We start from the raw sequence: 11,480 nt of genomic DNA, 5'->3' as shown, positions 1-11,480 counted from the left end.
CCGGAGGTAGCAGCGCTCAGCGAACTGATCGCCGCCTCGAGCGGAGAATGCGCTATAGACGTCGTAAAGTAACTATGACGGGCCTATGATCGGATAGACGGAATAGTTCTTCACCTAGGTCTACGTCTCCTTCTCTGATCTCTGCATTGCCGATGCATATCCTATTGACATAAACTTTTAAAGGCTTATTTCTCACGCCCTTTTTTTTGCCGAAGTGGAATACTCTTTTCTCTTCTTTTCCCGCAAGTGTGGTCGTTGTTTTTTGATTTCTATAAACTAAATCAGGTCCCTGTGTGTGCTGCACAGGTGAGCCGTCATCGCGTATAGTGGTAGAGCCGGATATTTTGTGCAACAGCACTTCCCCGACACACTCTGCTGGGGAATACCTTGTATCGGGATTGTAGTTAAAATCGCCAACAAATAGATCAACATTCCTCAGTACTTCAGCGTATGCGTTGAAAAGAGTTGGTGCCGTAGCCATTGATGGACCTGGGGCATGCCACCCGGCAATCGTGAGGGTCCTTTCCGACCTATCGGGCTTGATGATTTTTACATCTACGACGGCCGGAATTCTGTAGCCGTGCCCGAGCCCCAACTTCTCCGACGATATATTAGAGATTACGGTGTCCGAACGAAAATCTTGCAGTGCTTTCCAACCGCTGCTTCTCAGCTTGGCATCCCAGTTATTGTTCGGGTTCACGGCAATTCTTATCTCTTTGCCAGGGCCGAAATCGGAATTTTCTCCCGTCGGCCGCACGGCTGTGTAGACCACATGAACAAGCTCGTTTGTTCCGACTTCTATCCGAATTCCCTCCACGTACACATGCTGCGGATTTTCTCTCGCACTCGTAAGTATTTCTTTTAGTGCCGAGCGTAGTTTAGAGTTTTCATTTTTCGTTAGCTTGTTCTCATATAGAAATACGATGTGCCCGTCTGCCAAACCATTGATGAAGTGTTTTCGATTAGTTTCATCAGTCGCTTTCTCAAGGCGGAGGTGCCGGATATTCCATGATATAACTGAAAGTTTCACGCTGACCTCTTCTTTCGAACGGAGTCGCCGTATTCAGGATGGCTCTTCGCGTCAGTTGATGGGGACTGCTACATCTGTAAGGGCAGACTATCTCACCAGTCTTCTTGCTTGCCCATATGCCCCAAAGGCCGGCCATCGCGCTTTCGCAGTCGGCCTCGCCTGGGGCTCGAAAAAGAAATATTCCATGTCGTGCCTGTGCACGCTACATGCGCGGGGAGGAGTCGATGTACGCCTGTTGGGCCACGCTCTGGCAACGAGCGATGCCGCCGCCTCACCTCGTAGTTCCCAGGTCTTCCTGCGGACTCTACCCGCACTGGGGTTCGTTGAGGCGAGTCGGGATGGACGCCACGAACTTTCATCTTGGCACTCCAGATTGGCAGTCGAGTTTTTCCAGCGGCAACGAACGATATAAAAGCCTCCCGAGCGCGGCCATCAGCTCGAAGCTGAGATCGCCCCTCCAGAGTCCCTCGATTCTTCGTCAGTACTGCAACGCCATCGGACTGTTAATCCGTAGGTCCCTGGTTCGAGCCCAGGTCGAGGAGCCAGTATTGACGGGGCCCGCAGCGATGCGTGCCCTTTGTCGTTGGGCTCAGAACAGTCGAAATATTAGACAGTTGTCTAATACTCCTGCCCCGTGGCGGCCGCCCGTCATCCTCGCCGCAGCGCTGCCACCTCCTGGCCGAAGGACATTCGGCCCGGCCACCATCAGTCGCGAGACCGTTGCTGGGCTCCGCCCTCTCCCGTCACTACACCGCCCGGTGCCGTCGACCCCGCTTGAAGGCTCACACGCCACTCATCAGGCGCGGGGCCCGTATCAACTGCCGTCACGGAGGTAGGCGTCGACCGGGCACTTACGATTGCTCCGTGCACCTCGCGGACTCCTTCGTGTTAGGCACGGTGTGCCTCCCCGGGTCCAGAGAGGATCTCGCGAAGGACCTCAGTGGCGCCGCTTCTGATCCTGCCGCTGAGTTCTAAGTCGCGGCACCGTCAGAGGCGAGGCCCTTCGATTGCGGCGCGACGCCGCCGCGTCCCCTTCTGCTGTTGACGGCTCGCACCGTCCTTCCATTCGCGCTGAGTCTCGGTTGTGATCTTGCGAGATGGGCGCCCTCTCCGCTTTCGCCTCGATGAACTAGACGAGAGCCAACAGAGCATCCCGGCCAACAGGAGAACCTTCCAAAAACTAGTTGGATGATCGTCCGCATTGATGGTGATCATCGCGTACGTCTCGAAGACCTGGCCGGTGGTCTTGTCGATCCAGCTGTTCCACAACCCGGCCATGCCGAGCGGGCCGCCGTCGGCGCTCTCGAACCGCAGCTCACGTGCGAGCCCGTTTCATAGCAGGGCTCGTAGAAGTTCCGGTTCGGAATCACGCAGCGCTGCCCCGCCAGCCACACCGGCTTGAACGTGCGGCTGACCCGCACCTTGTCTTCCCAGCGTGCGTTGTTCGTCGAGTACGGGTAGGTGTCGATGTCCGGCCAGTTCGTTGGCACGAGCTGCCAACGCCCGACGGCGTAGATGAGGCCGCCGGTCGCGTGGTCCGCGCGCAGGAACTGGCCCTGCTTCTTGGGCCCTACGTGGTGCCCGTCGAAGAATCACAATGGAGGCATCGGTCCGCTCACGTCCCAGTAGTCCCAGACTTCTGCTCAGTTGGCGAGGTGTACAGGTTGCACAGCTTCGAACTCTAGCGCCGCGGCGCACACCGCCGGTGCAACCACCCTCACCCACCACGCCTGGTCGAACCATTCAGAGTTGCGGCTCGACCTGGTCGACTGAAGCTCCTGCCGCCCCTTGATCAACATGCCGCGCGGGTTGATCCGAACCACCCGTGCCTTGTCCAGCGGCGGCAAGACCCAGCTCATGCCCTCGGGACGACACAGGCCAGCCAACAGCGGCGGATTGCGGTCCCGTGGATCTCGACCAGGCCGGTCCGGCGTCAGGCTCAACACGCCACGATGGGCCGGAACAGACGCAAGGCTCCCCCGCTCGAGGCGCTGACCTCGCTTGTACATCTCCACCACGTCGACCAGCATTTCATTCGGGCACCCGTCCGCGCCAATCGTGAGATGGCGCTGCTCTCGAACCTGATGAACCTTGCGATCAACCGCGGCGACATCGATGTGAACCCCTGCAAGCAGGTACGCCGGAACAAGGAGCGACCGCGGGACGTCGTGCCGGAGTCCGCGGACCTCACGCGCTTCCTGGAATGGGCGCGTGCGCGAGGCGGCCAGTCAGCGGTGTTGGCGGCGATGGCAGAGTACGCCGCGCTGGCACCTTTCACGACCTGCGCGCCTACTGCACGACGCACTACAAGCTGGAGCACGGGGTGTTGCCGGACCTGCACGCGAACCCGGCAACCGCGGCGCGCGTATACGACCGGTCGAAGGAAGTGAAGCGCGGCGCGCTGTAGTGCTCCACTCGCGAGGGGAGAAATGGTGACGTGATCGCCGGCGACCTGGGCACGCAGTCCGAGAATGGCGACCTGGACGGCACCACTGCCGCCGTCCGTCTCCTCAGCCCGTGACCGTCGGCCAGGCTCGCACCACCTCGTAGCCCGCGGCGTCACGCCGCGACCAGACCAGAGACACTTCGCGCGGCGCCCAGATGATCGGATCGATCGCTGCCGGTGCCGGCGCCGGTGCCGCGCCTGCGTGCCTGGCCAGCGTCATGTGCGGCGTCCATCGCGGTTCGCTCTTGCGGCCGGCGGCTGCCACCGCAACGCCGGTGTCGCGCCGCAGGCCGTCTAGCGCCGGCGTGCCCTCGGCCAGCAGCACCACGACGCCGTCATGCCAAATCGCGGTCGACCGAATCGAGAGCTGCAGCTCGGGCACCGGCACGGCGGCCAGCGCCTCGACCAGACTCGCCTCATCGATCAAGTCGACGTCCCCGAGGAAGTGCAGCGTCAAGGCGACGGCTAGACATCAGATCCGGCGCCGTGCGGAGGCGTGATCTCGGCGGGGGTTCATCTTCACGTGTATGCGCCGTCAGGGAGTGCCAGCGCTGTTGCGGCAGGCTGCGGGTCGGCCCTCATTTCCCACCGTGGGAAATAACGAACCTCTGCAGCGTGTGCTCGTTAGCGGGCGCTACAAAGAAAAAGCCCGCTGCAAGCGGGCTTCGTGTGGGGTGGCTGATGGGACTCGAACCCACGACAACAGGAATCACAATCCTGGACTCTACCAACTGAGCTACAGCCACCACCGGAACCGCGAATTATAGCCTCAGTTGGAGGCCTGTCTCGAGCGCTGGCTGTCAGTTGGAAGCGTTGCTCGCCGCAGCTTCTTCGGCAGCACCGGCTGCCGGGTGCACGTCGACCTTGAATCGGCTCTTCAGCGCCACGTAGTAGGCCTGCGCCTCGGCCGCCGCCCAGGCTTGCGCATACTGGCTTTGCGAGCGCGCGGGATCGACCGCCACCGGGTCGCGGCCCAGCACCTTGGTGATCTTCACGACCACGTAGCCCTGGTCGCCCAGGTCGACGCCGTCGACCGCCGGCAGCTTGGCGGCCGGGGCCTTCAGCACCGCATCGATCAAGGGCTTCGGCAGGTCGCGCGATTGCGCGCGCGACACCAGTTGCGCCGGATCGGCCAGCGCCGTCTCGGGCGCCTTGCGCAACTCGGCCAGGCGGGCCTCGCCTTCCTTGCGGGCGAGTGCAGCGGCCTGCTTCGCCACCAGCTTCTCCTTCACGCTCGCGGTGACCTCGGCCAGCGGCTTCATCGCCGCCGGGCTGTAGGTCACGATGCGGCCCGAAATCAACTGGCTCGAACCGGCATCGACCGCTTCGGTGTTCTTCTTGTTGCGCAGCGCATCGTTGCCGAACAGCGCCTCGAGGAACTTCGGCGACGCGAGCGGGCCCTTGGCCGCCGGGCCGGCCGTGCGCGCCACGCCTTGCGCGGTCTGCACCGTCAGCTTCAGCTTGTCGGCCACCGGCTTCAGGCTGTCAGGCTGCTCGTAGACCAGGTTCGTGAACTCGACCGCGGACTCGGAGAACTTCGTCTGCGCGAGCTGCTTCTTGACCTCGTCCTCGATCTCGGGGCGCACCTGCTCGAAGCTCTTCTTGTCGCCACCACGGGCCTGCGTCACCTGGATGATGTGGTAGCCGAAATCGCTCTCGACCACATCGCTGATGCCGCCCGGCTTCAGCGCGAACGCCGCGTCCTCGAAGGGCTTGACCATCGCGCCGCGGCCGAAGAAGTCGAGGTCGCCGCCGTTCAGCGCCGAACCGGTGTCCTGCGAGTTCTTGCGGGCCACGTCGGCGAAGCTCGCCGGGTTCTTCTTGACCTCGGCCAGCAGGGCTTCCGCCTTCGCCTTGGCCTGCGCGCGCTCGGCGGCCGGTGCCGACTTGTCGGCCTTGATCAGGATGTGGCTCGCGCGGCGCTCTTCGGCGACAGCGTAGCGGCTCTCGTTCGCCTTGTAGTACTCGCGCAGCTTGTCTTCGGGCACCGTCAGCGTCTTCTTGATCGCGTCGACGTCGAGCACCACGTACTCGATGTTCGCCTGCTCCGGCGACATGAACTGCGAGGTGTTCGCCGGGTCCTTGTAGTAAGCCTGGATGTCCGCATCGCTCGGCGACACCTTCGCGAGGTAGTCCTTGGTGTCGAAGCGCTGCTGCTGGAACTCGCGCTGCTGGAACATCGCATCGATCGCGCTCGAAGCCGCCGCGGCCGGTGCGAACACCGTGCCGCCGATGCCGAACATCACCTGGCGCATCTCGAGCTGCTGGCGCAGCGTCTGCTCGAAGCCCGCCACCGTCATGCCCTGGGCCGACAGCGCGACCGTCAGCGCCTCCTTGTCGAAGCCGCCGCCCGCGCCGCGGAACTGCGCGAACTGCGGATCGTTCATGTAGACGTTCAGCACGCGCTCCGGCGTCGCGGTGAAGTTCGACTTCAGCGCCGCGGTCTGCAGCACGCGTTCGCGCACCAGGTTGTCCAGCGTCTGCAGGCGCATCGCCGGCGTGTCGAACATGCGGACATCGACGTTCGGGGCCTGGCGGCGGATGCGGTCGACCTGCTCGCGCTGCGCCGCGTCCCACTCGACCTGCGTGATCTTGTGGCCGTCGACGGTGGCGACGCCACCGCTGCCCGACATCGAACGGTAGCCCTGGTAGGCCCCGGTCAGCACGAAGGCGGGAACGATCAGCACCAGCAGCAGGAACTGGAACAGGCGATTGTGCGTGCGAACAAATTCAAACATCGATGGCCTCGAAGGGTGATCGCTGTGCAGCCGGACGGCGCTGCTTCAAATGCAACAAAGGCGAACCTGGGTTCGCCTTTGATTGGGTATCGTGGGGAGGATACCGGTGGGTGGACTCGGCGCGGATTCTAGCCGCCTCTGCCGCAGTGATGTCCTCGGACCGGTAACACCTGGTGGGTGCTGAGGGGCTCGAACCCCCGACCTACGCCTTGTAAGGGCGCCGCTCTACCAACTGAGCTAAGCACCCGGATCCGTTCTCAGTTGACCGCGTCCTTCAGGGCCTTGCCCGGACGGAACTTCGGCACCTTGGCGGCCTTGATCTTGATGGTGGCGCCGGTGCGCGGGTTGCGGCCGGCACGGGCGGCACGCTTGCTGACGCTGAAGGTGCCGAAGCCAACGAGCGACACGCTGTTGTTCTTCTTCAGCGTGGATTTCACGCCGCCGATCAGAGCTTCGAGCGCGCGGGTCGCTGCTGCTTTGGAGATGTCGGCCTGCTTGGCGATGTGCTCAATCAGTTCGGATTTGTTCACGAAGGTACCCCCTCAAAAAAAAGGTGTCTTGAAAAGAATCTGGATGGGTGTGGAGCCTGGATCCGGGCCGCGCGGTACGGGGCAATCGGCTCGAACGATTACAGCCTCAGGCACCCACAGTGTCAAGCGCGGAAGCGGATTCTATGCGTAATCAGCTGCATCCGAAGGCGGCACGCGCGCGCGTGCTTCCTCGCTTGACAATAGGCTGTCCGCGTCATATTCGGCGCGGGTTGCAGCCGTTTCAGCCACCCCGCCTGTCATGTGGTGTCACATGCATTCGGCGATGGCGCGGCCCAGGTCTGCAGTGCGGGCCGCACCACCCAGGTCGGGGGTGCGCGGTGCACCCGACGACGGATCGAGCACCGTCTCGATCGCGCGCAGCACCGCATCATGCGCGTCGCGGTGGCCCAGGTGGTCGAGCATCATCGCGCCCGACCAGATCTGCCCGATCGGGTTCGCGATGCCGCGCCCGGCGATGTCGGGTGCCGAGCCGTGCACCGGCTCGAACAGCGACGGATGCGTGCCGGCCGGGTTCAGGTTGGCCGACGGCGCGATGCCGATCGTGCCGGTGCAGGCCGGCCCGAGGTCGGACAGGATGTCGCCGAACAGGTTGCTCGCGACCACCACGTCGAACACCTCGGGGCGCTGCACGAAGTGCGCGGTCAGGATGTCGATGTGGAAGCGATCAACGCTCACCTCCGGATAGGCGCGGGCCATCGCCTCGACGCGCTCGTCCCAGTAGGGCATCGTGATCGAGATGCCGTTCGACTTGGTGGCCGAGGTCAGCTTGCGGCGCGGGCGCGTCTGCGCCAGCTCGAACGCGAACTTCAGCACCCGGTCGACGCCGACGCGCGACATCACCGTCTCCTGGATCACGATCTCGCGCTCGCTGCCCTCGTACATGCGCCCGCCGATGCTGGAGTACTCGCCCTCGGTGTTCTCGCGCACGATCATCATGTCGATCTCGCCGGGCGCGCGCGGTTGGCCGTCGCGGCCCACCAGCGGCGAACGGATGCCGGGCATCAGGCGCGCCGGGCGCAGGTTCACGTACTGGTCGAACTCGCGCCGGAACTTCAGCAGCGAGCCCCACAGCGAGACGTGGTCGGGGATCTTCTGCGGCCAGCCGACCGCGCCGAAGAAGATCGCATCGTGGCCGCCGATCTGCTGCTTCCAGTCGTCCGGCAGCATCTGGCCGTGGCGCTCGTACCAGTCCCAGCTCGCGAAATCGAAATGGTCGAACTGCAGCCCGATGCCGAAGCGGCCAGCCACCGCCTCGAGCACGCGCAGGCCCTCGGGCACGGTCTCCTTGCCGATGCCGTCGCCGGCGATCACGGCGATGCGGTGGGTCTTCTTCACGGGCGTGCTCATCTCTTCAATCCTTCAGGAAGTCGTTCATCTCGGCGAGCAGCAGCTCGGGCAATTCTTCGGCGATGTAGTGGCCGCAGGGCGCGGCGCGGCCGCTGACGTCATTCACGTCGCGCGCCGCATCGCGCCACAGCGCCAGCGCATCGAAGCAGCGGCCGACGGCGCCGTGCTCGGCCCACAGCACGCGCAACGGCAGCTCGACGCGGCGCCCGGCCGCGCGATCGGCGCGGTCATGGTCGAGGTCGATGCTGGCCGAGGCCCGGTAGTCCTCGCAGATCGATGCCACGCTGCCCGGCAACGCGATGCAGCGTTCATATTCAGCAAGCGCCGCTGGATCGAACGCAGCCAGCCCGGCATGGCGCCGCCCCATCACGCTGCGCAGGTAGAACACCGGGTCGTGGCCGATCATCCGCTCGGGCAGCGGCGCCGGTTGGATCAGCGTGAACCAGTGCCAGTAGGCACGCGCGAATTCATCGGTGGTGCCCTCGTACATCGCGAGCGTCGGCGCGATGTCGAGCAGCAGCAGCCGCGACACCGCATCGGGATGGTCCAGCGCCAGCCGGTGCGCCACGCGCGCGCCGCGGTCGTGCGCACACACCGCGAAGCGTGCGTGGCCGAGTTGCGCCATCACGCCGACCGCATCGCGCGCCATCGCACGCTTGCTGTGCGATGCATGCGCGTCATCGGGCGACGGCCGCGACGAGTCGCCGTAGCCGCGCAGGTCCATCGCGACGACGCGAAAGCGCTGCATCAGCTGCGGCACCACGCGGTGCCACATCGCATGGGTCTGCGGATGGCCGTGCAGCAGCAGCAGCGGCGCGCCCTGCCCGCCCACCCGCGCATGGATCTCGGCCCCCTCGACGGCGAAACGCCGGCTCTCGAATCCTTCGAACATGCGCTGCATTCTGGTGCGGTCGAACGGGGCCGGCAAGCAATAATCCGGAAACCCATTCGTTCCCTGGAGGCATCAATGATCGAGCGCTCCGACCTCGTGCTGGTGAGCAGCGCGGCCGAGCTGGGCAGCCTGGCCGCCGCGGCGCGCCAGCTCGACCTGGCCCCGCCGGCGGTGTCGAAGCGGCTGGCGGCGCTGGAGTCGCGGCTCGGGCTGCGCCTGTTCCACCGCAGCACGCGGCGGCTGCAGCTCACGCCGCACGGCGAGGCCTTCCTCGCGCAGGCGCGGCCGCTGCTGCAGGGCTTCGAGCAATTGCAGGCGCAGCTGACCGAGCGCCACGACGAGCCGCGCGGCCTGATCCGCCTGTGCAGCTCGTTCGGCTTCGGCCACGCCTGGCTCGGGCCGCTGCTGGCGCAGTTCCACGCCGCGTACCCGCAGGTGCAGGTGCAGCTCCACCTGCGCGAGCAGTTGCCCGACCTGCGGGCCGCCGGCTTCGATGCCGCGGTGTGGCTGTGGGCGCCGCGCGATCCGAACGTCGTCACGCGCCGGCTGGCGTCGAACCGCCGCATCATCGTCGGCGCGCCGGCCTACCTGCAGCGGGCCGGCGTGCCGCAGGGGCTCGATGAACTCGCGCAGCACGCCTGCCTGATCGTCAGCGAGAACGACGACCAGCCCGCCACGTGGCGCCTGCAAGACCTGGCGCCGCGCGGCGCCGCGGTGACGATGCGGGTGCACGGCCCGCTCGCGAGCAACAGCGGCGAGGTCGTGCGCGACTGGGCGCTGGCCGGCCACGGGCTGATGCTGCGCTCGCTGTGGGATGTGCATGAGCACCTGCGCAGCGGCCGGCTGCAGCAGGTGCTGCCGCGCTACGCGATGCTCGATGCCGACGTGCACTGGGTGCTGCCGCCGCGCGCGCCGAACAGCGTCGTGCCGCGCCGCGTGCGGCTGCTTCAGCAGCAGCTCATTCAGGCCTTGGCGTCGCCGCCGTGGCTGGCGCCGCCGGTCCCGCCGACGCCTGAGCCGGCGAGCGCACCACCAGCGCCACGCCGACGGCGGTGAGCGCCATGCCGAGCACCATCGTCGGCGTGATCGATTCGCCGAACAGCAGCCAGGCCATCAGCGCGGTGGTCGGCGGCACCAGGTAGAGCAGGCTCGTCACGCGGGTGGCCGCGCCGCGCTGGATCAGCAGGTACAGCAGCGAGCTGCCGCCCAGCGTCAAGCCGATCACCGACCAGGCCAGCGCGCCGATCAGGTGCGGATGGAACACGATGGGTTCGTGCTCGAGCAGCGCGAACGGCAGGCTGACCGCCAGTGCCGCCAGCAGTTGCACGGTGTTGGCGGTGCGCACGTCGCACGGCGCGACGAAGCGCTTCTGGTAGAGGGTGCCGGCCGTGATGCACAGCAGCGCGAACGCGGCGAGCGAGAGGTTCCAGGCCGTCAGCTCGCCGGCGCCGAGCTTGCGCCACACGACCAGCAGCAGCCCCGACAGGCCGAGCGCCAGGCCGAGCCATTGGCGGGACGACACGCGCGACTCCCCATCGGACGCTGTCGACGTGGCACTCACCCACACCGCCGTCAGCACCGGCTGCAGGCCGACCAGCAACGCGATCGTGCCGGCCCCCATGCCCGATTTCACCGCGGCCCACACGCCGCCCAGGTAGCCGGCATGCATCAGCACGCCCGCGACCGCGAGGTGCAGCCACTGCGAGCGCCCGCGCGGCCAAGCCGCCTGCGATAGCGCGACCCAGGCCCCGAAGCACAGCACCGACAGCGCATAGCGCAGGCTCAGGAACGAGATCGGCGGCGCATGCGGCATGCCGTAGCGCGCGACGATGAAACCGGTGCTCCAGATCAGCACGAACACCGGCGGCATCGCCTGCACCAGGCGGTCGCGGGTGGCGGTGGCGCTCATCGCACCTTGGCTCGGATCTCCGGCAGCGCCTTCTGCAGGTAGTACACCATCGACCAGATGGTCAGCACCGCCGACGCATAGATCAGCCAGGTGCCCCACAGCTGCGTGTCGACCAGGCCGAACAGCGTGCCGTGGTACAGCAGGAAGGGGATCGCGATCATCTGCACGGTGGTCTTGAGCTTGCCGAGCATGTGCACCGCGACGCTGCGCGACGCGCCGATCTGCGCCATCCATTCGCGCAGCGCCGAGATCGCGATCTCGCGGCCGATGATCACCAGCGCGATCAGCGCATGCAGGCGGCCCAGGTGCACCAGCACCAGCAGCGCGGCGCAGACCAGGAACTTGTCGGCCACCGGATCGAGGAAGGCGCCGAACGACGAGGTCATGTTCAGGCGGCGGGCCAGGTAGCCGTCGGCCCAGTCGGTGAGCGCGACGACGATGAACAGCACCGTCGCGATCAGGTTCTGGTGCGGTTCCTTGACGTCGAGGTAGAACACCCCGACGACCAGCGGAATCGAAACGATGCGCGCCCAGGTCAGCAGCGTCGGGAGATTGAAGAACATGGGC

The 11,480-nt window shown here is 65.6% G+C and carries 10 protein-coding genes, 3 tRNA genes and 1 pseudogene; 2 read left to right on the top strand and 12 right to left on the bottom strand.

Going from position 1 to position 11,480, the window contains the following annotated elements; genetic code table 11:
• Positions 1 to 52: 52 nt before the first annotated feature.
• Positions 53 to 1,030: a hypothetical protein gene (locus tag BUE42_RS32155; protein WP_143171447.1), complete on the bottom strand. Its 978-nt coding sequence runs from the start codon at positions 1,028 to 1,030 to the stop codon at positions 53 to 55.
• Positions 1,031 to 1,494: 464 nt separating this feature from the next.
• On the opposite strand from BUE42_RS32155, the gene BUE42_RS11610 reads away from it, so the two are divergent.
• A tRNA-OTHER gene (locus BUE42_RS11610) sits at positions 1,495 to 1,575 on the top strand.
• 666 nt (positions 1,576 to 2,241) lie between these two features.
• Here BUE42_RS11610 and BUE42_RS34275 read toward each other — a convergent pair.
• The 9 genes and pseudogenes from BUE42_RS34275 to BUE42_RS11560 all read right to left on the bottom strand — a co-directional run.
• Positions 2,242 to 2,592, bottom strand: a pseudogene (locus tag BUE42_RS34275) (SOS response-associated peptidase family protein); the annotation flags it as partial.
• A gap of 81 nt (positions 2,593 to 2,673) precedes the next feature.
• On the bottom strand, positions 2,674 to 3,060 hold the full coding sequence (locus tag BUE42_RS32150; RefSeq protein WP_143171446.1) for a hypothetical protein: 387 nt from the start codon (positions 3,058 to 3,060) through the stop codon (positions 2,674 to 2,676).
• A 480-nt stretch (positions 3,061 to 3,540) separates the two neighbouring features.
• Positions 3,541 to 3,933, bottom strand: a complete 393-nt coding sequence (locus BUE42_RS11590) for a 2'-5' RNA ligase family protein (protein ID WP_073465265.1) — start codon at positions 3,931 to 3,933, stop codon at positions 3,541 to 3,543.
• 213 nt (positions 3,934 to 4,146) lie between these two features.
• Positions 4,147 to 4,222 (bottom strand) — tRNA-His (locus BUE42_RS11585).
• Between the two features lie 54 nt (positions 4,223 to 4,276).
• Positions 4,277 to 6,214 carry a SurA N-terminal domain-containing protein gene (locus tag BUE42_RS11580; protein ID WP_073465264.1) on the bottom strand — a complete coding sequence of 646 codons (1,938 nt, stop codon included), beginning with the start codon at positions 6,212 to 6,214 and terminating at the stop codon, positions 4,277 to 4,279.
• A gap of 171 nt (positions 6,215 to 6,385) precedes the next feature.
• Positions 6,386 to 6,461 (bottom strand) — tRNA-Val (locus BUE42_RS11575).
• Positions 6,462 to 6,471: 10 nt separating this feature from the next.
• Positions 6,472 to 6,744, bottom strand: a complete 273-nt coding sequence (locus BUE42_RS11570; RefSeq protein WP_047485758.1) for an HU family DNA-binding protein — start codon at positions 6,742 to 6,744, stop codon at positions 6,472 to 6,474.
• Between the two features lie 267 nt (positions 6,745 to 7,011).
• The gene (locus BUE42_RS11565; protein ID WP_073465263.1) at positions 7,012 to 8,112 is read right to left on the bottom strand and encodes a tartrate dehydrogenase; all 1,101 of its coding nucleotides are present in this window, start codon (positions 8,110 to 8,112) and stop codon (positions 7,012 to 7,014) included.
• Positions 8,113 to 8,116: 4 nt separating this feature from the next.
• On the bottom strand, positions 8,117 to 9,004 hold the full coding sequence (locus BUE42_RS11560; protein ID WP_200798946.1) for an alpha/beta fold hydrolase: 888 nt from the start codon (positions 9,002 to 9,004) through the stop codon (positions 8,117 to 8,119).
• Positions 9,005 to 9,079: 75 nt separating this feature from the next.
• On the opposite strand from BUE42_RS11560, the gene BUE42_RS11555 reads away from it, so the two are divergent.
• Positions 9,080 to 10,060, top strand: a complete 981-nt coding sequence (locus tag BUE42_RS11555; RefSeq protein WP_235002275.1) for a LysR family transcriptional regulator — start codon at positions 9,080 to 9,082, stop codon at positions 10,058 to 10,060.
• Here the strand turns inward: BUE42_RS11555 and BUE42_RS11550 are convergent.
• Both BUE42_RS11550 and pgsA read right to left on the bottom strand, forming a co-directional pair.
• Positions 9,963 to 10,913, bottom strand: coding sequence for a DMT family transporter (locus BUE42_RS11550; protein ID WP_073465261.1), 951 nt, complete (start codon positions 10,911 to 10,913; stop codon positions 9,963 to 9,965). The genes BUE42_RS11555 and BUE42_RS11550 overlap by 98 nt on opposite strands.
• Complete coding sequence (pgsA, locus tag BUE42_RS11545) at positions 10,910 to 11,476, bottom strand: CDP-diacylglycerol--glycerol-3-phosphate 3-phosphatidyltransferase (RefSeq protein WP_073465260.1); 567 nt, start codon at positions 11,474 to 11,476, stop codon at positions 10,910 to 10,912. The genes BUE42_RS11550 and pgsA overlap by 4 nt, the downstream gene beginning before the upstream one ends.
• Positions 11,477 to 11,480 lie beyond the last annotated feature (4 nt).

It is taken from the genome of Rhizobacter sp. OV335, from assembly GCF_900142965.1.
In the GTDB taxonomy this organism is placed as follows: domain Bacteria; phylum Pseudomonadota; class Gammaproteobacteria; order Burkholderiales; family Burkholderiaceae_C; genus Rhizobacter.
The sequence above is the reverse complement of the archived record's forward strand: the minus strand, read 5'-3'. Positions and strand labels throughout refer to the sequence as shown.